This window comes from Pseudonocardia sp. NPDC049154, from assembly GCF_040648315.1.
In the GTDB taxonomy this organism is placed as follows: domain Bacteria; phylum Actinomycetota; class Actinomycetes; order Mycobacteriales; family Pseudonocardiaceae; genus Pseudonocardia.
The window spans coordinates 23,906-49,025 of sequence record NZ_JBEZDN010000009.1; the positions used below are offsets into that span (position 1 = coordinate 23,906).

The following is a 25,120-nucleotide window of genomic DNA, read 5'->3' on the forward strand; positions in this document are numbered from 1 at the left end:
CCCCCGACCCGTCCCACCGACCCGTCCGCCGCAATCGAGCAGTCCGGACACAGGAGAAAAGCGATGGTCACCCTCGCGAGCACGCTGGAGAGCTCCGCCGACCGAGTGCCCGAGCGCACGGCGCTCGTCGTCGGGCCGGACCGGTACTCCTACCGCGAGCTGGACGAGTGGGTCAACCGGCTCGCGCACACTCTGGCCCGGCACGGCGTCGGTCGCGGGGACCGGTGTGCGGTCATGGCACCCAATTGCGGTGGCTTCATCGTAGCCCTCTACGCGGTGGCGAAGCTCGGTGCGATCTTCGTCCCGGTGAACCCCCGCTCGGCGGGCCCCGAGGTCACCCACGTCCTTCGGGACTCGGGCGCCGCGGTGCTGCTCGTCGATCCGCCGCTGGCCGAAGTCGGGCTGGCCGCCGCACAAGAGTCGGGTACCGAGGTGCTCGCGCTGGGCCCGTCCGCGGTGGTGCCCGACGTCCTCGCTGAGGCCGAGTGGGCCAAGGAGACCCGACTCGGGACCCGGATCGAGGAGTCCGACGACGCGGCCATCCTCTACACGAGCGGCACCACCGGGTACGCCAAGGGCGTGCTGATGGACCACCACCGGCTGATCTGGACCGGGGTGACCGTGCCGATCGCGACGGTCGGGATGACCGAGGGCGCGTCGCTCGTGCACGCCGCGCCGCTGTACCACTCCGGCCAACTCACGATGATGCTCCTCCCGGGCACGCTGCTGGGCGCCACCCACGTGGTTCTCCCGGGCTTCGACGCGGCGACAGTCCTCGACACGATGGAGCGTGAGCGCACGACGATCTTCTTCGGCGTCCCGACCATGTACCGGCTGATGGTCGCGGAGCAGGCACGCCGTCCGCGGGAGCTCTCGGCCTGGAGCCGAGGCCTGTTCGGGGCGGCGCCGATGTCGCCCGAGGACGCGGCGCGGATGCAGGCGACGTTCTCGGGGGTCCGCCTGTTCTCGGGCTACGGCCTGACCGAGACCGGACCGAGCGGGTTCTTCGCGACCCCGGAGGAGGTCGCAGCGCGGCCGGATGTCACGGGTTACCGCGGCTACCCGCTGATGACCGTGCGCGTCGTCGATCCCGAGGGCGTCGACGTCGGGCCCGGCGGGGTCGGCGAGGTGCTGCTGGGTGGCGAGACCGCCATGAAGGGGTACTGGCAGAACCCGGAGGCGACCGCACAGACCATGGCGGACGGGTGGGTACGGACCGGGGACGTCGTCCGGGTCGACCTCGACGGCGGCATGACGATCGTCGACAGGCTCAAGGACATGATCATCAGTGGCGGCCGGAACATCTACTCGATCGAGATCGAGAACGCCCTGTCGACCCATCCCGGGGTGGCGGACTGCGCGGCCTACGGCGTCCCGGACGAGGACTTCGGCGAATCGGTCGTCGTGCTCGTCACCCCGGCGGGCGAGGGGGCGCCGACGCTCGAGGAGATCCGTGAGCACTGCTCCCGCAGCATCGCCGACTACAAGCTGCCGCGTCGGGTCGAGTACGGACCGGTGCCGCGGAACCCCTCGGGCAAGATCCTGAAACGGGACCTGCGGACCTCGCTTACCGCGCCCCGTGGTTGAGCGGTCCGGCCGTCGGCACCCCGAGACAGCCCAGGACGGTCGCAGCCAGGCGCGGCGGGAAGGAGGACTCAGCCCGCAACCGCGGCGAGCCCGCGAGGTCGTTGACGATCGCGATCGCCGCGAGCCCGGCGACGCGGGCCGCATGCTCGTCGAGCTCCGGGCGGGCGGCACGCAGCTGCGCGACCAGGCTGTCGGTGAACGTCCGATGGCTCCGCAGGATCCACGCGCGGTCGGCGGGTGGGAGCTCTCGCGACTCGATCTGGAAGACGCGGAACAGCTCCCAGTTGCGCACGGCGATCTCGACGTGATCGTGAACCATCCGGTGCAGGGCGGCCAGCGGGTCGTCGAGCGCCAGGGCAGCCTCGAGGTCCAGGGCTACCCACTCCGAGGCTCGCCGGAGCACGCCGACCAGAAGGTCGGTCTTGCCGGCGAAGTGCCGGTACACCCCGGGCCCCGCGATCCCGGCGGCGGCACCGATCTCGGCGAGGCTGACCGACGAGAAGCCAGAGTGGGCGAACAGCCGCGCCGAGCAGCTCATCAGGCGCTCACGCGCCGAGGCATCCGGATCGAAGGGCGTGGCCACCCGCAGCGGGAACGGCTCGGGCGCGGCCTCAATCGGAAGCATCGCGACGGCGAGCGCGCGGTCGGCCAGCAGGCACTCCACAGGTCCGGCGACGCCCCGCCTGCCGAACTGCGACGGCACCGACAACGTCGCCAGGCTCGCCCGGGTCAGGAGGGCGAGCTCCGATTCACCGAGCCCGGGGCGCTCTCGCCGAAGCCGGATCCCGACCCCGTCGACGACCTCCCGCATGCGCAGCCGGACCACCCGCTGCCGTTCGGACCCGAGGTGGCGGACGTCCCGGCGGATCAGCGTCCAGAAGTCCGCCCGGCGCAGCCCCGACCGCGCAAGGGCACGCAGAGTCGGGGCCAGCGGTGTCTCCGGCGGGCCGAGTGCGGCCTCGACGTCGGCCAGCCCGGTCTCGAGGGCGGCGTCGAGGAGGTCCATCTTTCCCGCCGAGTGTCGATACAGCGCGGACGCCGTGATGCCGAGCGAGGCGGCGACCTCCTTCATGGACGTGCCCGCGAACCCGTGCCGATGGAAGGCGCGGGCCGCCGCGTGGACCACCTCGGCGCGCCGGTGCGGGTTCGGGGGGCGGCCGCGGCGGCGCGGTGCGTCCTGCGGCACGGCCTGGCTCCCTTCGAGGGCGGGATGAGACCGAAATCGTACATCAGATTAAGTAAACGCTGGCTCCGCTCTCTCTACGCGTCCCCGCGCGGGTCGTCGATTCTGTGCGGGAATCGGGCGCCCGCCCTTGACTCGGATCTCCTGTGACGTCAGTCTCGTGACCGTTAGGCACGTTAAACACCGACCGCGAGGTCTGGTCTCGTCGAGGAGGTCCGCATGGTCTCGCTTGCGATCACCGCGTTGTCGGTGACCGCGGTACTGGTGCCGCTGGTGATGTCGGTGAGCCTGGTGTACAGGGTCAGCGGCGTGGTCAACTTCGGGACTGGGGGATTCTGCGTCCTGGCCGGCGCCGCGTGCGCCTCCATCGGTGCCACGAACTCGTTGCTGGGTGTCGTCGTCACCCTGCTGCTCGGCGCGGTGCTGGGCGGGCTGTGCTACCTGATCGCGATCCTGCCCGCCCAGCGGCGCGGTGTCCCGCCGATCGGACTGACGCTCTCCACGCTCGGGTTCGGCCTGCTCCTCACGTTCCTGACCCGGGTCGGGTTCGGCGGCGAGCCCTCGATCATCCAGCCGTGGTGGCCGGGCTCCTTCACGGTGAACGGCTTCCAGTCCGCCAACCAGCGCCTGCTCGTCATCGTCCTCGCGCTGCTCCTGGTGGGCCTGCTGTACCTGCTCTTCGACCGGACGATGGTCGGTCGCACCCTGATCGCCGTTGCGGACGACTCCGATCTCGCCTCGATGTACGGGGTCCGGGCGCGCCGGTTCGAGCTGCTCGCCTGGGTGGTCTCGGGCGTCTGTCTGATGATCGGTGGGATGTTCCAGGCGACGCTGGCGAGCGTGTCGGTCGACGTCGCCCCGACGCTGCTGGTCTACGCGCTCGTCGGCGCGGTCATCGGGGGTCTCGGGAGTCTGTTCGGCGCCGTCGGAGGCGCACTGGTCGCCGCGATCGGTATGACCCTGACCGACGCCTTCATCGCCCCCGGCTACCACCTGGTGGCCATGTTCGTGATCCTCTCGTTGGCCCTCGTGCTGCGACCGCAGGGCCTGTTCACCTTTCGCGGAACGGCGGAGCGCGTATGAGCTCGACAGTGAACCGGACCACCGACCGGGCGGACACGCCGTCCACGTCACAGGCCCGGAAGCCACGCGGACGGCGCCGGCGGGCGCCGCGCTCGCTGCTGCACATCCTTGGGCCCGTCATCGTGATCGTCGCGGTCGGCGCGGTGACCTCCGGCAACGACTACCTGCTGCACCTCGCGACCGCCGCAGGCATCTCGTACCTGCTGACCGCCTCGTTCAACCTGATCTACGGGTACGGCGGGATCTTCAACCTGTCGCTCGTGATGACCTACGGGCTCGGCGCGTTCACCAGCGTCTACCTCGAGACGCACCTGGGCATGTCGTTCTGGATCGCGATCCTCGTCGCGATGCTGGTGACCGCGGCGCTGTCGGTGCTGATCGCGCTGCCGAGCAGCAGGCTCAGCGAGCTGTTCCTGGCGATCCAGACTTTGGCCTTCGGGCTCGCCCTGGCCGAGCTGCTGCACAACTGGGACGACTTCAGTGGCGGGACCACGGGTGTCTACATGATCCCGTCCCCGACCATCTTCGGGATCCCGCTGGTCGGCGGCCTGCCCGGCTACTTCTGGCTGGTCGCGGTCGTCGTCCTCGTGGTCGCTCTGCTGATGTACCGGCTGCACACGTCCGACGTGGGTCGGCGGCTCGTCGCGTTGCGCGAGGGGCCGCGCGTGCTCGCCGCCGTCGGCGTCTCGCCCGCCTCGACCCGGCTCATGGCCTTCGCCGCGTCGGGCGCGCTCGCCGGCCTCGCGGGCGCGTTGTTCGCCCACTTCCAGATGGTCGTCGACCTCGAGACCTTCAACTTCGCCCGGCTCACCGCGCTTCTGCTCGCCACCATCCTGGGCGGGGCGGGATACCTGTACGGGCCGGTGTTCGGAGTCATCGCGCTGATGGTCATGGACGAGCTGTCGCTGGCGACCAGCTCGGCACAGGACCTCGTGTACGGCGTCGGCGTGATCGTGCTGGTGCTGCTCACCAGCGGAGGCATCGCCGGTGCCGTGCAACGGGGCGTCGACCGGCTCCGCGGGCGACGCCGGGTCGCCGAGCCGGAGATCGGGGCGCCCCCGGGGGCCGATCCGGAAGGGCGGCGCGACGGTCCGGTCGGGGCCGAGGTGGACGGAGTCACCGGAGCCACCGGCGCCGCCGTGGCCGAACTCGGCGCCGAGCGGCCGGACCGGAGCCTGGAGGCGGCGCAGGTGCGGGTCGAGTTCGGCGGCACGGTCGCGGTGGCGGACGCGAGCATCACCGTCCGCACCGGCGAGGTCGTCGGCCTCATCGGACCGAACGGGGCCGGCAAGACGACGCTGCTCAACGCCGTGACCGGGGACGTTGCCATCACGAGCGGATCGGTCCTGCTCGACGGCGAGTCGATCGTCGGGCTGGCCAAGCCGCAAGTCGTGCAGCGCGGAATCGGCCGCACGTTCCAGAGCCCCAAGGTGATCAAGGAGCTGACGCTGCTGGAGAACCTGATGCTCGCGGGTGACGGTGACCGAGGCGTCGGCACCCTGCGTCAGCTCGTCGCGTCGCCGAAGGCACGGCGGGTCGAGCGGGAGACCCGCGATCGGGCGATGGCCCTGCTCGAGGACTTCTCGTTGGCGGCCCGCGCGCACCACCGCGCCGCGGACCATCCCTACGGCGTGCTCCGGCTCGTCGAGGTCGCCCGCAACCTGATGTTGGACCCGTCCTTCATCCTGCTCGACGAGCCGGGGGCGGGGCTCACGGAGTTCGAGCGCGCCGAGATCGCGGCGACCATCCGGACCCTGAGCTCGCGCCGGATCGGTGTCGTGCTCGTCGACCACAACCTGCCGCTGATCAACGCCGCCTGCGACCGGATCTACGTCCTGGACGCGGGCCGGGTGATCGCCGACGGCCCGCCCGCCGAGGTGTTCGCCCAGGCCGGGGTCCGTTCCGCCTATCTGGGGGTACCCGAGTGAACGCCTTGTTGGAGGTCCGCGACCTCAGCGTCGGGTACGGCAGGCTGGTCCCGGTGGTGCACGGGGTCGACCTGACCTTGCGGGCCGGCGAGATCCTGGGTCTGGTCGGGATGAACGGCGCCGGGAAGACCACGCTGATGAGGGCGCTGTCCGGCGCGCTCAGACCCCGTCGGGGCGAGATCACGTTCGACGGAGCGCCGCTCGCGGGCCGGTCGACCGCGGAGCTGGCCCGCGCGGGTCTGGTCCTGCTTCCGGAGGGACACCGGACGCTCAAGCGGCTCACGGTGCGCGAGAACCTCGAGATCTCGACTATGAGGCTGGGCCGCGGCGCGGTGAACGCCCGACTCACCGAGACCATGGGCCTGATCCACGACCTGTTCCCGGTGCTCGCCGAGCGGCGGGACCAGCTGGCCGGGCTGTTGTCCGGGGGAGAGCAGCAGATGCTCTCGCTCGCGCGGGCGATCGTCCAGGGACCGAAGGTCCTCCTGCTCGACGAACCGTCGCTGGGCCTGGCGCCCAAGGTGATCGACCGGATCTACGAGTCGCTCGGCGCGCTGCGCGAGCAGGGCATCGCGATGCTCGTCGTGGAGCAGAACAGTCAGCGCGTGGCCGCGTCGTGTGACCGGCTGGTCGTGCTGCGCGAGGGCGTGGTGGTCGCCGAGGGGCTGCCCTCGGAGATCACCGGGGAGTCGCTCAACGCCGCCTACTTCGGGTGATCCCGCAGGACCCGACACGTCGGAGGGGCCGCACCACGGTGCGGCCCCTCCTCGTCGTGCCCGGTCCGGATTCACAGCACCCGGTCGCGCAGCTCCAGGAACTCCGGCAGGACCATGCGCGAGCTGCCCCCACCGAGCTCGAGCACGGCCTTGGCCAGCGACTCCTGGTCCCAGTGGGTGTCCCGTTTGATCTCCGCGACCGGGGCCCACGGGGCCATGCGCCGCACGGTGTTGCCGTACACCACGAACATCTCGCCACTGATCTCCCGGGCCTGCGGGCCCGCGAGGAACACGATCCACGGCACGATGCCCTCGGGGTCCCAGTCGTCGACCTCGCCCGGCACCGGCTCGATCCCCGGGACCACGCCTTCCGTCATCGGTGTGCGGGCCCGCGGGCAGATCGAGTTGGCGGTGACCCCGGACGAGGCGAGCTCGCGGGCCGCGACCTGGGTGAGGGCGATGATGCCCGCCTTGGCGGCGGAGTAGTTGGGCTGGCCGAAGTTGCCGAACAGGCCCGCCTCCGAGGAGGTGGTGACGATCGAGGCCCGCACCGGCTCACCGGTGGCGCGGGCGCGCTCGCGCCAGTGCTGGGCGGCGACGTGGATGGGGTGGAAGTGTCCGTGCAGGTGCACCTTGATGACCGCGTCCCACTCCTGCGCGGTCATCTTGACGATGGTCCGGTCGCGGACGATACCGGCGTTGCAGACCAGGGTGTCGAGAGCCCCGTTGACGGCGATCGCCTGGTCGACGAGCTCCTGCCCGCCCTCCGGGGTGGTGATGTCCGAGTGGTTCGCCTCGGCCGACCCGCCCTCCGCGAGGATCTCCGCGACCACCCGGTCCGCGCTGTAGGCGGTCGGGTCGTCCGCCACCCGGCCGACGTCGTTAACCACCACGTGGGCGCCGGCTCGAGCGAGCCCGCGAGCCTCGCTCGCCCCGATCCCCTGGCCCGCGCCCGTGACGATCGCGACCGTCCCGACCAATGACCGCTCCTGCGACTTCTCCGGCGTATCCGGCATCGACGTGTTCTCCTCTGCTGACGGGTGGTTCAGAACGAGCGGGGCAGACCCTGGGACTGGGCGACCATGTTGCGGGCCATCTCGCCGGTGATCGGGGCGATCCGGTACAGCCGCGAGTCCCGCCAGTACCGCTGCATGTGGGTCTCCATCGAGTAGCCCATGCCACCGAGCATCTGGATCCCGAGGTCGGCGGCCTTGTTCGCGTACTCGGCCGAGACGTAGTGGGCGAGGGTGGCCTCCAGGCCGCAGGGCCTGCCGAGGGACTGCAGCCAGGCCGCGCGGCGGACCAGCAGCTGGGACTGGTCCCGCCACGCGACGATGTCGGCGATGTAGTTCTGCAGCGTCTGGAACTGCCCGATGGGCTTGCCGAACGCGGTCCGCGCGGTCACGTAGGCGAGCGCCTCCTCGAGGACCCCGTCCAGGACCCCGAGCGCGGCCGAGGCGGTGAGGATGCGTTCGTTGTTGAGAGTGGGGAGCAGCTGGTGCCAGCCCCGTCCGCGCTCGCCGACGAGCATGTCCTCCGACACCACCACGTCATCGAGGAACACCTCGCAGGCGGCGAACGAACGCATCCCGAGCTTCGGGATGTGCCGGATCTCCAGGCCCGGTGTCGAGGTCGGGACGACCAGCGCGGTCACGGCCGTGCGCGAGTCGCCCATCCCGGCATCCTTGGCGAGCACCACCAGGTAGTCCGAGGAGTTCGCTCCCGAGGACCAGACCTTCTGGCCGTTGATCCGCCAGCCCTCGTCGACCTTGTCCACCCGAGACCGCATCGCGCCCAGCAGGTCGGTCCCGCCGCTGGGTTCGGTGATCGCGATAGAAAACCGGATCTCGCCCTTGGCGATGGCGGGCAGGTACCGCTCGCGCTGGGTCTGCGACCCGTAGGTCACGAACGTCTTGGCTCCGGCGAAGGAGGAGACGGCCCAGACGCCGGACAGGCCGCCGAGGTTGCGGGTCAGCTCACGGGACAGGATCGACTGGGTGATGGCGTCGCCACCCTCGCCGCCGTACTCGGGGCCGATGCCGATGCCGTGAAAGCCCGCCTGGGCGAGGTCGTCCCAGAGCTCCTGGGGGAAGACGTCGTCCCGAGCCTCCAGGTCCCGGGCTCGCTCCTTGGGATAATGCCTGTTCACCCAATCCCGCACGAGGCGGGTGAAGTCGGCCTGCTCCGGACTGAGGTCGAAGTCCACTGGCGACCTTCCGTAGTGCGGGAACGCTGGGTTCCACGGAACGCGACGCAGCCGACCGAGAGGCGGTCGGCGTCGTTCGCGGGGCCCTGACTGGGCCTTGCCAGGATTTCATTAACAAGGCAAACTATCAACCCGTCTCGACCCGTCGACGCATCGAGAGTGGAGGGACCGTCAGTGACGACCATTCCTGCAGCGGAGGATCCCGCGGCCGCCGTGCAGACCGCGGCCCGGTGGGGCCTCGCGCCCGACGAGGGGCTCGGCTGGGCCCTGCACCGCGCGGCTCGCAGGCACCCCGACCGCGAATTCGTGATCATCGATGACCTCCGGCTGACCTATGGCCAGGTGGCCGCGTGGGTGTCCGCCGTCGGTCGGGACCTCGTGGCGAACGGGGTCCGGCGGGGCGACCGGGTCCTCATCCAACTGCCCAACCGGGTCGAGGCGCTGATCGCGCAGGCAGCCGCATTCCGGATCGGGGCGGTCTCGGTGCCGGTGGTGCCCATCTACCGTGAGCACGAGATGCGACACATCATCGGCGACTGCGCCCCGGACGCGGTCATCACCGCGGACGCGCTCGGTTCGCGCCAGCCGTGGGCGGAGTTCGATGCCCACCTGGAGGGGTTCGGCCTGCGGCCCGCGGTCAGGTACGTCGTGGGGCAGGGCGTGGTGGGCGAGGGCTGGCGGCGACTCCCGGGCCGGGACGCCGCGGACCGCGCGGACGACGGCGCCGACCTGCCCGACCCGCTGGGGCCCGACGAGTGCGCGCTGATCCTCTACACCTCCGGCACCACGTCCGCACCCAAGGGCGTAATGCTGGCCGGCCGCTCGTTCCTGGTCAACACCGAGCTCGTGGCCGAGCGGATGGCGTGGGACGAGGACGAGGTGTTCTTCTGCTGCGCCCCGCTGTCCCACCTCGCCGGTTTCGTCAGCGGCCTGGCCTGGCCGCTCGGGATGGGGCGCCCAGTCGTCATCATGCCGAAGTGGAACGGCGAGGAGGCGGCCCGGCTGATCGAGCGCGAGCGGGTCACCTTCACCACCGCCGCGGCGGTCTTCCTGCACGACCTGGTCGCGGCCTACCGCAAGGGCATCGGGACAGGCCACCTCATCACGCGGTTCACCAGCGGCGGCGCCGCCACCCCGCCCGCGTTGGTGGAGGCGGCGGACGAGCTCGGCTTCGCGGCGATGCGCGGCTACGGGATGACGGAGACCGGCGGCGGCATCGCGTTCTGTCGCGGCGACAGCGACCTGCGCCGTCGGGCCTACTACGACGGCCAGGTGATCGACGGGACGGAGCTGCAAGCGGTGGGCCCCGACCGGGAGCCACTGCCGCCGGGCACCGAGGGCGAGCTGCGGACCAGGGGAGTGCAGGCCCTCCTCGGCTACACCTTCGCCGAGCTGACCCGCGACCAGATCGACGAGGACGGCTGGTTCTACACCGGCGATGTGGGCGTCGTCGACGCCGACGGCTGGCTACGGGTCACCGGGCGGGTCAAGGACATCATCAACCGCGGGGGCGAGAAGTTCTCCTCCCGGGACATCGAGGAGGCCGTCGCCACGCACCCCGCGATCGACCGGGCCGCGGTGGTGGGTGTGCCCGACGACCGCTTCGGCGAGGCGGTCGGTGCCTTCGTCACCCTGGCGGAGGGGGCCGAGTGGGGCGGACCCGAGGAGGTGCTCGAGCACCTCGAACGCGGGCGACTGACCAAGCAGAAGTTCCCGACGTGGTGGTACGTCCTCGACCAGCTGCCTTCCACTGCGAGCGGAAAGATACAGAAACATCTCCTCCTCGAGCATCACGCAAGGTGTTCGACCGAACGCCAAACCTAAGAACCGATAGACCGTACGACGAAAGGTTCTCCGTGAGACGCAAGGATCGCACGCCGGTGATCTGTGGAATCGGATTGTCCGACTACCCCAAGGCACCGCACCTCGACGCCCGGAGGCACCAGGCCCAGTCGTTGCAGCGGGCGCTGGCCGACAGCGGCGTCCGCAAGCAGGACATTGACGGCCTCGCGGTGGCCGAGGCCTGGATCCCGGGGGTGCCGGGCTCGGACCTGCCCGAGACCCAGGAGTTCCTCGGCATCGACGCGAAGTGGCTGGACGGCACGTACACAGGCGGCTCGGCCTACGAGTACCACCTGCAGCACGCGGCCGCGGCAATTGAGCAGGGGCTCGCCCACACCATCGTCCTCACCTACGGCAGCGACCTGCTGACCCGGATGGGCCGCACCCTTGGAACGGGCTACAGCCGACCACCGGTCGGCGCGCAGCAGTACGAGGTGCCCTTCGGCAACCCCACGGTGTCCGCCTACGCCCTCGCCGCGCAACGGCACATGTACGAGTACGGCACCACCTCGGAACAGCTCGCGGAGATCGCGGTCGGCGTCCGGGAGTACGCCCAGTACAACCCGAACGCGATCTACCGCAAGCCGCTGACCGTGGACGACGTCGTCAACTCGCGGATGGTGTCCGACCCGCTCCACATGTTCGACTGCTGTGCCATCACCGACGGCGGCGGCACGGTGATCGTCACCACCGAGGAGCGGGCGCTCGACCTCAAGCAGCCGCCGGTGCACATCCTGGGGACCGCGGCACGCTCGCGGTACTGGTCGGTCAGCCAGGCGCCGGACCTGACCACCACCGCCGGTGACCTCGCCGGACCCGAGGCGTTCGCGCAGGCCGGGCTGTCGCCGTCGGACATCGACATGGTGATGCTGTACGACAGCTTCACCATCACGGTCCTGATGCTCCTCGAGAGCCTTGGGTTCTGCCCACGGGGTGAAGGTGGGCGCTTCGTGCAGGAGGGCCACCTGCGCAAGGGTGGTTCCCTGCCGCTGAACACCGACGGGGGCGGACTGTCGTCCTGTCACCCGGGTCTGCGCGGGATCTTCCTGCTCATCGAGGCGACGCGCCAGCTGCGCGGGCAGGCCGGGGACGTCCAGGTGCCGGGCTGCGACGTGGCACTGGCGGCGGGCTCCGGCGGGTGGCTGTCGACCATCGGAGTCTCGATCCTGGGGAGGAACGCGGCATGAGCACGTCGGGTACCGGGCAGGCGCCCGGGCTGCTGGAGATCGTCGACGACACCGACTGGACCAGACCGACGCCGGGCACCGACCCGCTCGCGGTCGAATACTTCCGGCGGTGCGCCGAGGGCACGCTGAGCATCGAACGGTGCGCCGACTGCGGGAGCAGCCAGCACTACCCGCGTGGGATCTGCATGGCCTGCGGGGCCGTGCCGGACCTCGTCCCGGTCGCCGGGACCGGCACCGTCTACAGCTTCACGATCGTCCGCCAGAGCGGGACCCCGCCGTTCGCGGACATGCTTCCGTACGTGCTTGCGCTGGTGGACCTCGACGAGGGCCCACGGCTGATGGGCAACATCACCGACTGCGATCCGACGGCGGTCACCGTCGGCGCTCGGGTGCAGGCGTACATGCTTCGGGCGACGCAGGAAATCGCCATCCCGCTGTGGCGTCTGGCCGAATCCTGAGCCCATCCGGCCAGGCCCTCGGAAACTGTTGACAATCCGAGTGACCGCTGCCACAGTACCGAGACGTTTTGCCAGGTTAACTGATTCCTGGCCTCCACCACTCACGTCTGACTAGTCGTCACAACGAAGGGCGATTCCGTGAAAAGACGTCACTTGTACGCTATGGGCCTGGCATCGCTCGTGCTGCTGGCGGGATGCGGCGGGGCCTCCGACTCCGGAGCGTCCGCCGCAGGCAAGAGCGACCTCGTCGTCGCCGTCCCCGTTCCGCTGACGAGCGGGAACAGCGCCGCGGCGCAGGAGATGGTCAACTCGGCGAAGCTCGCTGCGGACCAGATCAACGCGGACGGCGGGGCCGGCGGTCGGAAGATCATCGTCAACAGCTACGACGACCGCCTGACGCCGGACGAGTCGGCACGGATCGCGCAGCGTGCGGTCACAGTCGACAAGGCCGAGGTGATCATCGGGGCGTACACCACGATCGAGGGTCTGGCGATCCGGCAGGTCACCGAGCCGCGGAAGACCATCTTCATGAGCTCGTCCACGATCTCGCCCGCGTTCCTTAAGGACGCCGTCTACACCTACCGCGTCGGCCACGAGCAGACCGACTACCCGGTGCAGATGATCGCCCTGCTGAAGTCTCTGGGCTTCACGCGGCCCGCGGTACTGGCCGACGACGGCCCCACGGGCGCCACTCTGGACGGGCCGATCAAGGAGGCGGCCACGGCGGCCGGGCTGCAGCCGACGGACACCATCCGCTATTCGCTTAATGCGACGGACGTCTCCGGTCCGGTGTCGCAGCTCAAGGCGTCCGGTGCGGATGCAGTCATCACGACCGGGTCGTCGGGCGCGGACGCGGGCCTGATCATCAAGACGATGGCCGAGCAGGGCGTCATGATCCCGATGGTCGGGTTCGGCTCGATCATCTCGCCCGACGCGCAGCGGATCGGGGGAGGCGGGTACACGCGGCTGCCCGCCGTGTACACGCTGGCCAACCAGCAGCCGTCCAAGCCGCAGTACGCCCAGTTCGTGCAGGACTACGCGAAGGCCAACGGGGTCGACGCCGCGACGCTCAACCTGTCCGAGCAGGCCGGTGCCACATACGACGCGTTCAAGCTGATCGACGAGGCCCTGGACGCGACCGACGGTGACACCGATGGCGACAAGATGAAGGCGGCGCTTGAGGGCCTGCCTCCCTACACCGACTCGGTGGCGGGCAAGGAGGGCTGCCAGGTCGGGTTCGCCAAGAGCCACAGCGCGTTCAGCCTCTGCCTGGTGGCGTTCAAGTTCGAGAACGGCAAGCCGGTGGAGCTGCAGCAGCAGCCCTGACCGACCGCGGTCCGGTGTGGCCCCGTCCGGCGGACGGGGCTACACCCGCGTGATCCATCGAGGAGGACGGGTGCGGACTCGACCCGAGGACCACATCGAGGCGGAGCTGGTGGAGCTCCTCGACGAACGGGGCAGGTTGCGTGCCGACCCGCCCGCACTGGGGGCGCACCGATCGGAGGCCGACGTGCGCCGGGGCCTGGAGACGTGGCTGGGACGCTTCCTGCCGCAGGTCACCGGGATCGGGCCGCTGGTGCGGATGTCCGGGGCGGGCACGAACGAGCTGTACTCCGTGGTTCTGGAGTCCGGGACGGAGAGCGAGCGTGCGGTGCTGCGCATCAAGACCCCCGGGTCCGGCGTGCTCACCCACGTCGGCCGTGAGTGCCGCATGATGGAGGTCGCCGCCGAGGTCATGCCGGTCCCACCCCCGCGGCTGTACACACAGGACCCCGCCTACTTCGGTGCACCGGCGATGCTGACGGACTTCGCCCTCGGCGTTCAGGCACCTCGGGGGCAGCCGGTGCGGGCCAGCGGCATGGGGACCCGCTACCCGGAGCCGCTGCGCTCGTCGCTGGGCCCACAGTTCGTGCGCCACGTCGCCGCGCTGCACGCCCGGCCCACCGACACCCTGCCGGAGGGCTTCGAGCGCCCGCGCCCGGGGACCACCGATGCGCTCGACTGGCGGCTGACCTTCTGGGGTCGGCTCTGGGACGAGGACCGCATCGAGGAGCACCCGACGATGTGTCTCGCCCGGGACTGGCTCTGGGAGAACAGGCCGCCGGTCGACGCGGTGTCGCTGCTGCACGGGGACTACCGCAACGGGAACTTCCTGTTCGACGAGGAGTCCGGCCGGATCACCGCGGTGATCGACTGGGAGATGACCTGGGTGGGGGACCGGCATGCCGACCTCGCCTACACGATGTTCCGCTCCTTCGGCGACCGCGAGGACGGCCGCTTCCTGGTGGCGGGGCTCGTCGAGTCCGGCGACTTCACCCGCCGCTACGAGGCGGAGTCCGGGCTCGGCATCGACGCCGAACGGCTCGCCTACTACTTCGTCTTCAACATGTACTGGTCGAACGTCTCGATGCTCGGCACGGGGCTGCGTAACGCGCGTGCGGGCATGACCCAGCTCGACGTGATGTACCAGACGATGATGGGCAAGGGCGTCATGTCCGCCGCCGCGTTGAATGCCGCGACCGCCCGGGCCCGGTTGTGAACCCGACCGTGGCGGAACGGCTCGCGACGATCCGCCGTCGCCTCTCCGAGACCGTGCTCCCGGCCCTCCCCGCCGACGCCGACTTCGCCCGGGAGCAGGGCGAGTTCGTGCTTCAGGCCCTCGACCTGCTCGAGGCGGTCGCACACCTCGAGTACCGCTACGACCTGGTTGAGGCCCACGACTACCGACGGGCGCTGACGGAGCTCGCCGCGATCCTGCCCACGGACCACGAGCTGGTCGACCCGCTCGCCGGGGCCACGGCGGTGCCACTGCCCACTCCGGACCCGAGGCCGAGCCCGGCTGCGCTCGCCGATCACGTGCGCATGTGCAAGGAGCTCGTCGGTCGCGTGTTCACCGTGCTCGCCCGAGGCGACGACCGTGCACGAGCGCTCGAGGTGCTGCGCGAACTGGCTGACCGGCAGGTGGAGCGCGAGCGCGCCTTGTTCGCGCCGACCGGTGCCACGACCAGCTCGGCGACACTCGCCCACGTGCTCACCGCGGTGCATGTCGATGACAGCTGAGCGACGTTCGTGGAGACGGCTGTGGACGGAACGCCGCGCGCCTGCGGCCCTCACGAGAGGAGCGGCACACCCCGTTTCGGAGGCGCTCCTCGAACTGGTGAACTCTCACTAGGTCGAACACTGGACCGGACGCCGAGTGCCGAGTGCCGAGCGAGAGGATGGGGTCAACGGTGTATGCCGCGCGACTGCTGGACGGAAAACACGAGCTGCGGATCCAGGAGGTGTCGGAGCCGGAGGTGCCCGTCGGCTGGGCACTGCTGCGGGTCGAGGCGGCGGGTTTGTGCCACACGGACATCCATGTGATGGAGGGCGTGCAGTTCTCGGCAAGCACGGGGGTCGACTACACCGTGCACCGGCCCCGGGTGCTCGGTCACGAGGTGGCCGGGACCGTCGTGAAGGTGGGCGACGACGTCCCTCCAGAACTCGTCGGCGAGGTGGTTGCAGCGGGAGGCCATGCGGTCCCGCGCGCCACGCCGGGGATGCACATCGACGGTGGCTTCGGCGAGTTCTGCGCCGTACCCGCGGCGAACCTGGTCCGCGTCCCCCCCGAGGTGGACGTGGCGGTAGCCGCGGTGGCCACCGACTCCATCCAGACGGCGTACGCCGCCGTCACCGGTGCAGGTGCGGTCGCGCCGTCGGACCGGGTGATGATCATTGGGCTCGGGGGCCTCGGGATGAGCGCGGTGCGGGTCGCGGTGCTCGCCGGGGCGGAGGTCTACGGCGTCGACATCGACACCGCGCGGTTCGCCGAGGCCGAGGCGGCGGGCGCGGTCCGCTGCGTGACCGACGTCGCGGAGCTGCGGGAGGTGCGGCCGACCCTGGCGGTGGACTTCGTCGGCGGGGCAACCACCGCCGCCGCTCTGGAGGCCGTGCAGGTGGGTGCCCGGGTGGTGGTGGTCGGGCTCGGCGCGAGCGAGCTGCGGCTCGACCCGATCGGCCTGGTCCTGGGCAAGAAGACCCTCGTCGGGTCGTTGGGCGCCTTCGCCGCCGACGACTACGACAAGATCATCGCCCTGCTGGCCCGGGGAGAGCTCCTGCCGCGGCTGGAGGAGGTCCCGTTCGCTGAGATCAACGAGGCCTACGCGCGGCTGCGGGCGGGCAAGGTCCACGGCAGGCTCTTCACTCGCCCGACCGCGCTCGGCTGACGAGGCGCGCGGAGCACCCCGACCGGTGCTCCGCCGCCCCGGCCGGTCAGGCCCGCGTGGCCTGGCCGCGTCCCAGCAGGGACATCAGGTAGGCGCCGCCTACGCGACCGTCGCGTGCGGGCAGCATGCCCAGCTGACGCATCATCTCCGAGATCTCGTACTGGGCGAGGTAGCGCTTGAGTCGCCCGTCCCGGAACTCCAGGAAGATGTCGCAGCCGTAGGTGCTGAAGGTCTGGTCGGCGGCCGGGCCCTTCGGGCCGTGCCCGGACTGTCGGAACAGACACAGCGCACGACCGGCGGCGGGGGCGGTGAACACCTGCACGTCCTCGAAGTGGACGTCCGGCATCACCTCCCAGATCTTGTCGATGTAGGTCCGCATGTCCGCGTGCCCGTGGATGACCTCGGGCCAGAAGACGAGGTCCTCCCACTCGATCTCCGGGTGCAGGATCTCCAGCAGGCGTTCGGTGTCGTGGGAGTTCCAGGCCGCGAGCCAACGCTGCGCGTAGTCCTGCAGGAACTCCTCGTCGACCGGGGTGCTCATCGCAATCGTTCTCCTCACGGCTCCAGCGCGCGGCGGCGCCGGCGCGGCAAGTGCTGGGATGACCCAACCCTAGTCGTGATTAACCGCCCTGCCTAGCCATCACACCTAGCCGCCCTGAACCGAAAGTCGGGTATGGCCGGACCGCTCGGTGGTCGGGTGTGACGATGACCGGCCCCGCCGTTGCCGTCAGGCTAGTCGTGATTAACTCGACTCGAGGTCGACGCGGTCGGGAGGACCATGAGCACAGAGACTGGCACCGAACGGGGCACGGGTCGACGGCCGTCGTGCTCGCTCGACGACACGGGACTCGTGGAACCGCGGCTCGGCGTGCTCGGCTGCGAGGTCGACGAGCACTACCGGTACTGCTCGGCGCGTTCCGACGCTTGGCCCTCGACGCGGCCGGGGCAGGAGGAGATCGGTGGGCTGGCGGTGCTGGTGGACCACATCCTCGGGGAGGTCGGGAACCATCCGCAGCCCGAGGGCTTCCTCCCCCTCACCGTCGAGCTGAGCCTCGACGTCCTGGTCCCGCCGCCGTGGCACGGCGAGGTGCTCACCGCGCGCGCCCGCAAGGATCACGACGACTTCCGGGCGACGCACTCGTGCGCCGAGATCACCGACGAGGCCGGCCGGTTGGTGGCGACCGCATCGGCGTGGACGACCTACGCCCCCTCGCACGGACGGCCCGCTCTGCCGGTGTGGACCCCCGCGGTCGAGCCGCTGCCGCTGTCGGGGCGGCCGCTCGTCGACATGCTCGGAGTGACGGCGACGGCCGTCGGTACGTCGGTCGAGCTGACGGGGCTGCGCACAGCGGACTGGACCAATGCCCACGGGTCGCTGCACGGCGGTGTCTGGGCCATGCTCGCCGAGATCGCCGCCGCGGACCTCTTTGGCTCCGGAGAGCGACCGCTGCAGCCCTCCCACCTGCACCTCGCGTTCCTGCGCCCGGGGCGCACGGACACGGTGCGGATGCGGGCCGAGCAGGTGCACCGTGGCCGCAGCCTCGGCGTCGCTCAGGTGGAGGGCCGGGACCTCGACGAGCGGGTCTGCGTGCGGGGCACGGTCACGGCCCGACCTTGAGCGCGCGCTCGGCGCGGGTGTCCGCGTAGAGGGTGAACCACACGATTCCGGCCAGCGCGTCGCTCGCCCGGTCCGGGTCCGTGGTGTCCCGCGTGTGCTGGTAGAGCCCGCGTTCGACCATCGAGACGAGCCACGCGACGGTCGCCGCCGGGTCGAGGTCCGGCCGGACGGCGCCGCGCTGCTGCGCCGCCGCCACGTGCCGGGTCAGCTCGAGAGTGCCGATGCGGACCAGCCGCTTCAGCTCGGCCCGCACGGTGGGCGCCGAGGGCGCCGCGTCGTCCATCGCCCGCAGGATATTGGCGTGGGCTCGGTAGGTGCGCACCAGCCCGGCGAAGATCTCCCGCAGCTCGTCCCGGGTGCCGTCGTCGGGGAAGGCGGACCAGTCGCGGGAGGCCTCGATGACCGCGCTCACCGCCCGTCCGCCGACCGTGCCGAGCAGTTCGCCCTTGTCCGCGAAGTAGATGTAGAAGGTCGAGCGCGCGATGTTCGCGCCGCGGATGATCCGGTCGACCGAGAGCGAGCCGAAGTCCGCGCCGCCCGCCAACAGCTCCTCCAGCACCTCCGCGAGCCTGTGGGTCATCAGCTCGCGCCGGTTCGCCTGCGGGGTGGCGGACGTCCCGCCCGCCGCCCCGCCGGTCGTGCGGACCGGGCCGGTCAGGAGTTCGCCAGGCGCTCGGTGGCCTTGCTCGTCCCGGACTTGAGCCGGTCGAGCCCCTCGGCGATCCGGCGGGTGAACAGGCCGCGCTGAAGCAGGTCGTGAGTGACCCGCAGCTCGTAGGCGGTGGCGCCGATATGGTCCATGTTCGAGGCGCGCAGCGCGACCTCCTTCAGCACGGTCGTGAGCTCGGCGCCGTGCTCGGCGATCTGCTCGGCAAGCCGCAGCGCCGATTCGCGCAGGGTGCCGACCGGGACGACCTCGTCGACCAGCCCGCAGCGCTGCGCCTCCTGAGCGTCGATCGGGTCGCCGGTGAAGAACATCCGGCGGGCCCGCTGGGTGTTCGTCTTGCGCAGGATGCCGTGGTAAAAGCCGTTCATTGCGTACTTGACTTGCGTCGAGCCGAAGGCGGCGTTCTCCGACGCGATCGTGATGTCGCACATGTTCGCCACGTCCATGCCGTAGCCGGGCGCGACACCGGCTACGGCCGCCACCGTCGGCTTGCGGTAGTCGTAGATGGCCAGCATGAGCTTGAGCGCCAGGTCGGTGAACCGGGTGCGGGCGTCCCCGCTGGTGTCCTGCAGCACGTCGAGCGCCCAGCCCGCGCAGAAGTACTCCTCCGTGCCGATGAACAGCACGCACGCGACGTCGTCGTCCTCGGCCCAGGCGTCGAGCGCGGCGATGATCTCCTCGTGCAGCTCCCAGCCGAGCGCGTTGCGCTTCTCGGGATGGTTGAGCTGGAGGATGCCGACCCCATTCGCGACGGAGGTGAGGAGGTAGCGGTACTCAGTCATCACACGGTCCCTTCCGGCGACCCGGGGCGTATCGAACAGTGTATCCGATGGTGGGCCGAAGCTTTCCGGAACACTATCAAACAACGTGTTCGATGGGCGAGCGTAGTCCATCGTCGACGCATGGTGTAGTCAACGAGATCGAGTATCTCAAGATCCAGATCGCCGCCCAGCGCGCCGGCCTGGTCCCGGTGCCGCTGAACACGCGGCTCGCCGTCCCGGAGGTCCGGCGGATCGCACTCGGCGGCGGTTGCTCGACGCGGGCCGGGCGGCCTTCGCCCGGGACGGCCTCGGGCACCGCGATCCAGACGGTGCTCGACGAGGCTGGGGTCAAGCCCGCAGCCCTCTACCACCACTCCGCCAGCAAGTCCGGGCTGTTCTTGGCGGTGGCGGAGGAGGTGTACGCAGAATTCATCACCGCGCTGTCGGAGGCGACCGCGCCCCGCCGACTCGTTCGCCGACGCGCTCGATCGCATGATCTACGCGGCGGGAGCGCTGCACATCGGCGACCCGACGCTCGCTCCCATGGCGTTGACGGTCCAGCTTGAGGCGCGTCGTACGGAGGGGTTGCGACGCGAGCTCCGGCCCACGCTGGACGCGTTCCGCCTGCTGGTCGACAGCGTCGTCGACCTGGCGCCGGAGTCCCTCTGCGCGACGACCGGCCGGAGGGCGCTCGGTCGGGCGGGGTACGCCCTGCTGAACGGCCTGAGCGGCATCGCCGCGACGGTCCGCGACCCCCGCGACCCCCGCGAGTTCGGTGAGGCGGCGGCGCTGCGCCGTCTCCTGACACCGGGCTGAACCGGATGAACAGGCCCTTCTTGGCACGCGGCGCGATCTGCCGAGCCGGTGGTGCGCGCCGCCCCTAGCAGCGGTTAACCTGGCTCGGCACCACCGTGGATGCGGCGGGCATGTGGCGACAACGAGGTGCGCATGACGGAGCTGCGGGGAGAGCCGGGCCGGACGGGCCTGACGGTCGGCGACTACGACCGGGTGAACGCGGTGCTCGAACGCTGCGACCGGGCGGGGTCGCTGCCGGAGTTCAAGGAACAGCTGGTCGAAGCTCTGCAGCTGGTGCTAGGGGTCCGCATCGCGACGTTTTTCGAGGGGCGCGGGCTCGACGAGGCGTTCCTCGATCCCGCCGTCGTCATGGTTTGCGGGAGCCGCGAGCAGCGCTGGCTCGCGGAGTACCACGAGCGCTGGAGCCTGTCGGACGTCTACGCCACGCCCGCGGCGGTGCGCCGCATGCGTCGGGTCGGCGCCGCGACCCTGACCAGCCTGGGGCCGCTGCCGGGTCGGGCCGAGGTCTACGTCCGCGAGTTCATCGCGCCGCGCGGGCTCGAACGCTCGGCCTCCATGCTGCTGGACCTGCGCGACGACGGCGTCGGCATCGTCGGGATGTTCGGGACCCGCGGCGCCGCCGAGCCGGTCGACGTGCACCCGGCCGTGCCGATCCTGTTGTCCCGCAGGCTCTCGGCCCTGACCCGGCTGCTCCCGCGGCACCGCCCGGCCGACGGCCTCGCCGACCTCACCGACCGCCAGCGCGAGGTGGTGGAGCTCGTCGCCGTCGGGTGCACCAACGCCGACGCGGCTCGCAGGCTCGGGCTGAGCGAGGACACAGTGAAGAAGTACGTGAGCGCGGGGCTCGCGGCGACCGGGTGCCGGTCGCGCACGGAGCTCGCCCTGCTGCTGCGCCGCTGACGGGCCCGGTGCGTCAGGGCCGGTGCGGTCAGGGTGGCTCAGGGCTGGCCGGGGCGCAGCGCCACGAACAGGGCGGTGGCCTCGGCGCACAGCCGCTCACCGTCGTGGACCGTCCCGGAGAGGAAGTGCTTCCGGCCCTCGACCCGATCCACCCTGGCCGCCACCCGCAGCTCGCGGTCGATCGGCGTGACGGAGCGGTAGTCGACGTTCAGGAACGCCGTGCGCGAGCGCGGCCGGCCACCGACGAGGGCGAGCCTGCCCAGTAGCTCGTCGAAGAGCAGCGGGACGGCGCCGCCGTGCACGGCCCCGCCGTTCCCGAGGTGGTGACGTCCGAACACGACGCGCCCGGTCGCGGACGTGTCGTCGACGGTGTCGACCACAAGCGGCGGGATGAGGAGCTGACCGCGGCCGCGCGCCTCGACCAGCCGGCCGGAGAGCTGGGCCTCCTCCTCGACCTGGCACTCGGCGAGGGCGCCGTTGAGGGCCGCGATCCGCGTGGTGGCCTCGTGCACCAGCGGCGCGCTCGGCACGGCGCCACCGAGCAGGTCGAGGAGCGTGCGCACCTCGTCGAGCAGACCGAGGTAGCCCGGCGGCACCGGGGTCCCGGCCCGGGTGCGGGGCCCGCACCTCGTCTCGTTCGTCCGGACGAGGGGTGCGGACTCGACGCGCGCCGCGATCTCGGAGGTCACGATTCGTCCCTTCGGGGAGGTGCGGGGCGCACGTGCATGGCGAGCCGGCGCTGTCTCGCCGCGGACGTGCGCCCCGGGGGTGGTGCGAGGGGGCTTAGCCGCCTTTGTGGATCTTCCCGAACGCCTCGCCGATCCGGTCGACGATGTCCGGGTGCCAGATGATCTCGCGGTACATGCTGGTCTCGAACGACAGCGCGCTGATCGGGTCCATGGCGGGCGCGCGCAGCGCCATCTCCTTATTGAACATCGCGGACTTGGTCGTGGTCCCCGCGATGGACTGAGCGAGCTGCGTGGCGGCGGCGACGACCTCGCCGGTCGGGACGAGCCGGTCGATGAGACCGATGCGGAGCGCCTCGTGCGCGTCGATGCGGTCGCCGGAGAAGGTCAGCAGCTTGGCCTGGCTGAGTCCGACGATCTTCCACAGCGGGGAGAAGTACGGGGTGAGACCGAACTTGATCTGCGGGAACCCGAAGATCCCGTTCTCGGCACCGATCCGGATGTCGCAGAACACCGCGATGTCGCAGCCGCCGCCGAGGGTGGGGCCCGCGCAGGCCGCGATCGTGGGCTTCGGGTAGTCCAGCAGCGTGCCGTAGACCCGCAGGCACGTCTCGGAGTAGACCTTGCGGCTCTCCTGGGTGAACCCGGACTGGAGGTCGAGGTCCAGCCCGGCGGAGAAGACGTCGTCGCCGCCGGTGAGGATGACTGCGGCGACCTCGTCGTCGTTCCGCCAGGCGTCGAGCTGGTCGGCCATCGCCCCGAACAGCTCCAGGCTCAGCGCGTTGCGCCGCTTGGGCCGGTCGAAGGTGATGGTGCCGACGCCGTCGGCGACACTCGCCCGGACAGCTCCGTCTTCGGTCACGGTGATACCTCTTCGTCGTCGTCAGGTCGGTCGTCGTCAGGCGGATCCGCTGGTGCCGCATGAGTCGGCTACCGGATGCGTCGGAAAGCCTGGTTCCGGCTCTGTAAGTTAATGTCTACTAGGTTGCGCCGCAAGCCGCCTGGACGGCGGTTCGCCGCATTCCCGGGCGCCGGTGGGCGAGGTCACAGACCCGGGGCGCCGCGGGTCCGGCCACCGCGACGCCCCGGCGTTCTGGGGCCCCTTCGACTGATGTGCCTGCTCAGAAGTCGTCCGGGGGCGGGACAAGCCCCGTCAGTAGGGCGCCCGAGATACCGCCGTCCGCGATGATCGAGGTGCCGTTGATCCACCGGGAGTCCCGCGACGCGAGGAACACGATGGCCGGAGCGATGTCGTCGACGGTGGCGTGCCTGCCCAGGAAGGCCTTGACGCCGTCGAGGGTGTCCTTGCCCATCGACTGCTCGAAGTCGGCCAGGATCGGCGTCTCCACCGGCCCGGGAAGCACGGCGTTGATCCGGAGTTCGTTGATGTCGCGCACCGCTCCACCCATGGCGAGGGTGTAGAAAGTGGCGGCCTCCTTGGAGAAGTTGTAGGCGTTGCCCGACGGAGCGTGCTCGGCGAACCACTTCACGCCGTCCTCGAACGTCTCGGCTCCGAGGAGGTCCTTGAGCAGGTCCACGCGCTCCGGCCACTGGAAGCCCGCGGTGGAGGACACGATCACGATCGAGCCGCCGGTCCGGAGTCGGGTGAAGATCGACTCGACCAGGTGTCGCATGCCGAGGAAGTTGACCTTGAAGACGAGCTCGCCGGGCAGCGTGCCCGGGATGCCCGCGACGTTCGCCAGCACGTCGAACTCGCCGTCGATCTGCGCCAGCGCGGCGTCGATGCTCGCCGGGTCGGCGAGGTCCACCTCGACGTGCTGGGCGACATCCGCGGTCGGCTTGTTGCGGTCGAGGCTCACCACCTCGGCGCCGCCGGCGGTCAGCCTGCGGACCACCGCATCGCCGATTCCCGACGCGGTGCCGGTGACGAGGCAGCGCAGTCCCTGTACGTCCATGGACATCCTTTCCCGCGTGGAGAACGCGGTTGTTCGCCGTCGGCAGCGTTGCCCGGGTGTCAGGACGTCATCGCGGTTCGGCGCCGAACGGAAGGACTCGAATGGTCGTCCGCAACATAGACTGATCTATGTCACATGGTCAAGCCAGCGCCGCGCCGCGGTCCGCGCGCTCAGGTCGTCTCCTTCTCGAGCGCCGCGGGCCCGGCGTCGAGGTGGACGGGTTGTTGTGGGTGAGGCGGCAGCCGTCGAGGTAGAGGGTGAGCCACGTTCGAGATGATCGGGGTTGAAGGCGGGGCGCGGCGGCTGAGGGAGCACGGGAAACAGGCGAATGCGGCGCCGGCCATCGTCGGGGCGCCCAGCGTGGTGGCGGTGGTGCGGTCGAGGCCGCTCAGCAGCTGCTTGTTCGACCGCATCGAGCGGTGCACCCGCTGCAGGCGCTCGAGCGGGTCCTCGACGTCGGTGGCCAGGTTGCAGAGCACAACCGTCCACGCATTGCCTCGCCCCCCCCTCGTCCTTCCGGTACGGGTCGAACGCGACCGACACCATGGCGACGAGCGGGTCGTCGGGGAGGGAGGACTGTTCGGCGAGGTAGCGCCGGAGGGCTTCGCCGCACATCGCCATGGCCACGTCGTTCGACGTCGTGCCGGAGCAACGGGCGACCTCGCGGAGCCGCTTGCGGTCCCAGCCGTCTCCCGCGGACCTCCGCGCCGCCCCGACCGGACCGGACCGGACCGGACCGGACCAGACGGTGAGGATGGTCGGCGGCGCGGAGAACGGCAGGGGGACTCGGGCGGCCCGGCCGCCGCGGATACACACGCCCTGACCAGCGCGGGTGCGGACCTGAGCAGGGCCAGCGTGCTGACCGCCACCCCGCGCACGAGGTCACCGGCGGAGGCGGCAGCCGGTCGGCTGCCGCCCGTCGAGGTCCGCGACGGCTCGATCCAGGCCGGGTTGCAGGAGCGTCGTCCGGGTCCGTGGACAGCCCACCGAGGAGCTGGCGGCCCCTGGTGACGCCGTCGAACAGCGAGTGGTGGAACGACGTGGACAGCGCGAACCGGCCGTCGGCGAGGCCCTCGAGCAGCCGCGCCTCCCACATCGGGCGGTCGGGGGAGCGGGGCCTCGTGGAAGGTCGCCGCGAGCTCGAGCAGCTCTCGGACTCGCCATACAGGTAGAACGCGTCCGTCGGCGGGATGTGTGCCCCGTCGGGTCCCCTCTGACCGGCCCGGCGGTCGGAAATCATGCTCGGCCTAGTGCGGAAGAACAGTGAAACGCGATGTTCGGTCGGATTCCATCAGGGGACGCGAACGGTGGATCGACGTTACGGTCCTGTGCATTACCAGTCGGTCACGAAGGGGGTCGTC

At 70.7% G+C, this 25,120-nt stretch carries 25 protein-coding genes and 1 pseudogene; 15 read left to right on the plus strand and 11 right to left on the minus strand.

Annotated elements, in window-relative coordinates; all coding sequences use genetic code 11:
• The first annotated feature begins 63 nt into the window (after window positions 1-63).
• Window positions 64-1,587 carry an AMP-binding protein gene (locus AB0B41_RS07410; RefSeq protein WP_358200064.1) on the plus strand — a complete coding sequence of 508 codons (1,524 nt, stop codon included), beginning with the start codon at window positions 64-66 and terminating at the stop codon, window positions 1,585-1,587.
• On the opposite strand, the gene AB0B41_RS07415 is transcribed toward AB0B41_RS07410, so the two are convergent.
• On the minus strand, window positions 1,568-2,773 hold the full coding sequence (locus AB0B41_RS07415; protein ID WP_358200066.1) for a TetR/AcrR family transcriptional regulator: 1,206 nt from the start codon (window positions 2,771-2,773) through the stop codon (window positions 1,568-1,570). The genes AB0B41_RS07410 and AB0B41_RS07415 overlap by 20 nt on opposite strands.
• A 216-nt stretch (window positions 2,774-2,989) precedes the next feature.
• On the opposite strand from AB0B41_RS07415, the gene AB0B41_RS07420 reads away from it, so the two are divergent.
• Genes AB0B41_RS07420 through AB0B41_RS07430 form a run of 3 tightly spaced genes read left to right on the plus strand, consistent with a single transcriptional unit; the run spans window position 2,990 to window position 6,497 of the window.
• On the plus strand, window positions 2,990-3,853 hold the full coding sequence (locus AB0B41_RS07420; RefSeq protein WP_358200068.1) for a branched-chain amino acid ABC transporter permease: 864 nt from the start codon (window positions 2,990-2,992) through the stop codon (window positions 3,851-3,853).
• On the plus strand, window positions 3,850-5,781 hold the full coding sequence (locus AB0B41_RS07425) for an ATP-binding cassette domain-containing protein (protein WP_358200070.1): 1,932 nt from the start codon (window positions 3,850-3,852) through the stop codon (window positions 5,779-5,781). The genes AB0B41_RS07420 and AB0B41_RS07425 overlap by 4 nt, the downstream gene beginning before the upstream one ends.
• Window positions 5,778-6,497 (plus strand): ABC transporter ATP-binding protein, encoded by a 720-nt coding sequence (locus tag AB0B41_RS07430; RefSeq protein WP_358200072.1) that lies wholly within the window; start codon window positions 5,778-5,780, stop codon window positions 6,495-6,497. The genes AB0B41_RS07425 and AB0B41_RS07430 overlap by 4 nt, the downstream gene beginning before the upstream one ends.
• Window positions 6,498-6,568: 71 nt before the next feature.
• Here the strand turns inward: AB0B41_RS07430 and AB0B41_RS07435 are convergent, their stop codons facing one another.
• Both AB0B41_RS07435 and AB0B41_RS07440 read right to left on the minus strand, forming a co-directional pair.
• Complete coding sequence (locus AB0B41_RS07435) at window positions 6,569-7,513, minus strand: SDR family NAD(P)-dependent oxidoreductase (protein WP_358200074.1); 945 nt, start codon at window positions 7,511-7,513, stop codon at window positions 6,569-6,571.
• Between the two features lie 29 nt (window positions 7,514-7,542).
• Window positions 7,543-8,703: an acyl-CoA dehydrogenase family protein gene (locus AB0B41_RS07440; RefSeq protein WP_358200076.1), complete on the minus strand. Its 1,161-nt coding sequence runs from the start codon at window positions 8,701-8,703 to the stop codon at window positions 7,543-7,545.
• Window positions 8,704-8,877: 174 nt separating this feature from the next.
• Between AB0B41_RS07440 and AB0B41_RS07445 the strand changes: the two genes are divergently transcribed.
• From AB0B41_RS07445 to AB0B41_RS07475, 7 genes are all read left to right on the plus strand, one after another.
• Window positions 8,878-10,527 (plus strand): class I adenylate-forming enzyme family protein, encoded by a 1,650-nt coding sequence (locus tag AB0B41_RS07445; protein WP_358200078.1) that lies wholly within the window; start codon window positions 8,878-8,880, stop codon window positions 10,525-10,527.
• 32 nt (window positions 10,528-10,559) lie between these two features.
• Window positions 10,560-11,732 (plus strand): acetyl-CoA acetyltransferase, encoded by a 1,173-nt coding sequence (locus AB0B41_RS07450; RefSeq protein ID WP_358200080.1) that lies wholly within the window; start codon window positions 10,560-10,562, stop codon window positions 11,730-11,732.
• Window positions 11,729-12,190 carry a Zn-ribbon domain-containing OB-fold protein gene (locus AB0B41_RS07455; protein ID WP_358200082.1) on the plus strand — a complete coding sequence of 154 codons (462 nt, stop codon included), beginning with the start codon at window positions 11,729-11,731 and terminating at the stop codon, window positions 12,188-12,190. The genes AB0B41_RS07450 and AB0B41_RS07455 overlap by 4 nt, the downstream gene beginning before the upstream one ends.
• Before the next feature lie 162 nt (window positions 12,191-12,352).
• Window positions 12,353-13,516, plus strand: coding sequence for an ABC transporter substrate-binding protein (locus AB0B41_RS07460; RefSeq protein WP_358200084.1), 1,164 nt, complete (start codon window positions 12,353-12,355; stop codon window positions 13,514-13,516).
• Window positions 13,517-13,586: 70 nt separating this feature from the next.
• Window positions 13,587-14,729, plus strand: coding sequence for a phosphotransferase family protein (locus tag AB0B41_RS07465; protein ID WP_358200086.1), 1,143 nt, complete (start codon window positions 13,587-13,589; stop codon window positions 14,727-14,729).
• Between the two features lie 8 nt (window positions 14,730-14,737).
• Complete coding sequence (locus tag AB0B41_RS07470; RefSeq protein WP_358200088.1) at window positions 14,738-15,250, plus strand: hypothetical protein; 513 nt, start codon at window positions 14,738-14,740, stop codon at window positions 15,248-15,250.
• A 170-nt stretch (window positions 15,251-15,420) separates the two neighbouring features.
• Entirely contained in the window at window positions 15,421-16,395 is a 975-nt protein-coding gene (locus tag AB0B41_RS07475) for an alcohol dehydrogenase catalytic domain-containing protein (protein WP_358200090.1), read from the plus strand.
• Window positions 16,396-16,441: 46 nt separating this feature from the next.
• Here the strand turns inward: AB0B41_RS07475 and AB0B41_RS07480 are convergent, their stop codons facing one another.
• Complete coding sequence (locus AB0B41_RS07480) at window positions 16,442-16,936, minus strand: nuclear transport factor 2 family protein (protein WP_358200092.1); 495 nt, start codon at window positions 16,934-16,936, stop codon at window positions 16,442-16,444.
• A 237-nt stretch (window positions 16,937-17,173) separates the two neighbouring features.
• Between AB0B41_RS07480 and AB0B41_RS07485 the strand changes: the two genes are divergently transcribed.
• Window positions 17,174-18,013 carry a hotdog fold thioesterase gene (locus AB0B41_RS07485; protein WP_358200094.1) on the plus strand — a complete coding sequence of 280 codons (840 nt, stop codon included), beginning with the start codon at window positions 17,174-17,176 and terminating at the stop codon, window positions 18,011-18,013.
• Here the strand turns inward: AB0B41_RS07485 and AB0B41_RS07490 are convergent.
• Together AB0B41_RS07490 and AB0B41_RS07495 are read right to left on the minus strand one after the other, a co-directional pair.
• A complete protein-coding gene (locus tag AB0B41_RS07490; protein ID WP_358200096.1) occupies window positions 17,997-18,593 on the minus strand; it encodes a TetR/AcrR family transcriptional regulator in 597 nt (198 codons plus the stop codon). The two genes, AB0B41_RS07485 and AB0B41_RS07490, sit on opposite strands and share 17 nt — an antisense overlap.
• Before the next feature lie 74 nt (window positions 18,594-18,667).
• The gene (locus AB0B41_RS07495; RefSeq protein WP_358200098.1) at window positions 18,668-19,462 is read right to left on the minus strand and encodes an enoyl-CoA hydratase/isomerase family protein; all 795 of its coding nucleotides are present in this window, start codon (window positions 19,460-19,462) and stop codon (window positions 18,668-18,670) included.
• A gap of 92 nt (window positions 19,463-19,554) precedes the next feature.
• Here AB0B41_RS07495 and AB0B41_RS07500 point away from each other — a divergent pair, with 92 nt between their 5' ends.
• The 3 genes from AB0B41_RS07500 to AB0B41_RS07510 all read left to right on the plus strand — a co-directional run bounded on the left by AB0B41_RS07500 (window position 19,555) and on the right by AB0B41_RS07510 (window position 21,157).
• Complete coding sequence (locus tag AB0B41_RS07500) at window positions 19,555-20,007, plus strand: hypothetical protein (RefSeq protein WP_358200100.1); 453 nt, start codon at window positions 19,555-19,557, stop codon at window positions 20,005-20,007.
• A 19-nt stretch (window positions 20,008-20,026) separates the two neighbouring features.
• A complete protein-coding gene (locus AB0B41_RS07505; RefSeq protein WP_358200102.1) occupies window positions 20,027-20,257 on the plus strand; it encodes a hypothetical protein in 231 nt (76 codons plus the stop codon).
• A gap of 132 nt (window positions 20,258-20,389) precedes the next feature.
• A complete protein-coding gene (locus AB0B41_RS07510; RefSeq protein ID WP_358200104.1) occupies window positions 20,390-21,157 on the plus strand; it encodes a LuxR C-terminal-related transcriptional regulator in 768 nt (255 codons plus the stop codon).
• A gap of 38 nt (window positions 21,158-21,195) precedes the next feature.
• Here the strand turns inward: AB0B41_RS07510 and AB0B41_RS07515 are convergent, their stop codons facing one another.
• The 5 genes and pseudogenes from AB0B41_RS07515 to AB0B41_RS07535 form a co-directional block, all read right to left on the minus strand.
• Window positions 21,196-21,846 carry a PaaI family thioesterase gene (locus AB0B41_RS07515; protein WP_358200106.1) on the minus strand — a complete coding sequence of 217 codons (651 nt, stop codon included), beginning with the start codon at window positions 21,844-21,846 and terminating at the stop codon, window positions 21,196-21,198.
• Window positions 21,847-21,940: 94 nt separating this feature from the next.
• On the minus strand, window positions 21,941-22,705 hold the full coding sequence (locus AB0B41_RS07520; protein ID WP_358200108.1) for an enoyl-CoA hydratase/isomerase family protein: 765 nt from the start codon (window positions 22,703-22,705) through the stop codon (window positions 21,941-21,943).
• 259 nt (window positions 22,706-22,964) lie between these two features.
• Window positions 22,965-23,759: a coniferyl-alcohol dehydrogenase gene (locus tag AB0B41_RS07525; protein ID WP_358200110.1), complete on the minus strand. Its 795-nt coding sequence runs from the start codon at window positions 23,757-23,759 to the stop codon at window positions 22,965-22,967.
• A 170-nt stretch (window positions 23,760-23,929) separates the two neighbouring features.
• Complete coding sequence (locus AB0B41_RS07530; RefSeq protein ID WP_358200112.1) at window positions 23,930-24,637, minus strand: WS/DGAT domain-containing protein; 708 nt, start codon at window positions 24,635-24,637, stop codon at window positions 23,930-23,932.
• 62 nt (window positions 24,638-24,699) lie between these two features.
• A pseudogene (locus tag AB0B41_RS07535) lies at window positions 24,700-24,999 on the minus strand (wax ester/triacylglycerol synthase domain-containing protein); the annotation flags it as partial.
• Between the last annotated feature and the right edge of the window lie 121 nt (window positions 25,000-25,120).

What these genes read in the sequence shown, in the direction of transcription:
- AB0B41_RS07410 (WP_358200064.1), top strand. Translation starts at nt 64, where the DNA reads ATGGTCACCCTCGCGAGCACGCTGGAGAGCTCCGCCGACCGAGTGCCC.
- AB0B41_RS07420 (WP_358200068.1), top strand. Translation starts at nt 2,990, where the DNA reads ATGGTCTCGCTTGCGATCACCGCGTTGTCGGTGACCGCGGTACTGGTG.
- AB0B41_RS07425 (WP_358200070.1), top strand. Translation starts at nt 3,850, where the DNA reads ATGAGCTCGACAGTGAACCGGACCACCGACCGGGCGGACACGCCGTCC.
- AB0B41_RS07435 (WP_358200074.1), bottom strand. Translation starts at nt 7,513, where the DNA reads ATGCCGGATACGCCGGAGAAGTCGCAGGAGCGGTCATTGGTCGGGACG.
- AB0B41_RS07455 (WP_358200082.1), top strand. Translation starts at nt 11,729, where the DNA reads ATGAGCACGTCGGGTACCGGGCAGGCGCCCGGGCTGCTGGAGATCGTC.
- AB0B41_RS07460 (WP_358200084.1), top strand. Translation starts at nt 12,353, where the DNA reads ATGGGCCTGGCATCGCTCGTGCTGCTGGCGGGATGCGGCGGGGCCTCC.
- AB0B41_RS07480 (WP_358200092.1), bottom strand. Translation starts at nt 16,936, where the DNA reads ATGAGCACCCCGGTCGACGAGGAGTTCCTGCAGGACTACGCGCAGCGT.
- AB0B41_RS07485 (WP_358200094.1), top strand. Translation starts at nt 17,174, where the DNA reads ATGAGCACAGAGACTGGCACCGAACGGGGCACGGGTCGACGGCCGTCG.
- AB0B41_RS07490 (WP_358200096.1), bottom strand. Translation starts at nt 18,593, where the DNA reads ATGACCCACAGGCTCGCGGAGGTGCTGGAGGAGCTGTTGGCGGGCGGC.
- AB0B41_RS07495 (WP_358200098.1), bottom strand. Translation starts at nt 19,462, where the DNA reads ATGACTGAGTACCGCTACCTCCTCACCTCCGTCGCGAATGGGGTCGGC.
- AB0B41_RS07500 (WP_358200100.1), top strand. Translation starts at nt 19,555, where the DNA reads ATGGGCGAGCGTAGTCCATCGTCGACGCATGGTGTAGTCAACGAGATC.
- AB0B41_RS07510 (WP_358200104.1), top strand. Translation starts at nt 20,390, where the DNA reads ATGACGGAGCTGCGGGGAGAGCCGGGCCGGACGGGCCTGACGGTCGGC.
- AB0B41_RS07525 (WP_358200110.1), bottom strand. Translation starts at nt 23,759, where the DNA reads ATGGACGTACAGGGACTGCGCTGCCTCGTCACCGGCACCGCGTCGGGA.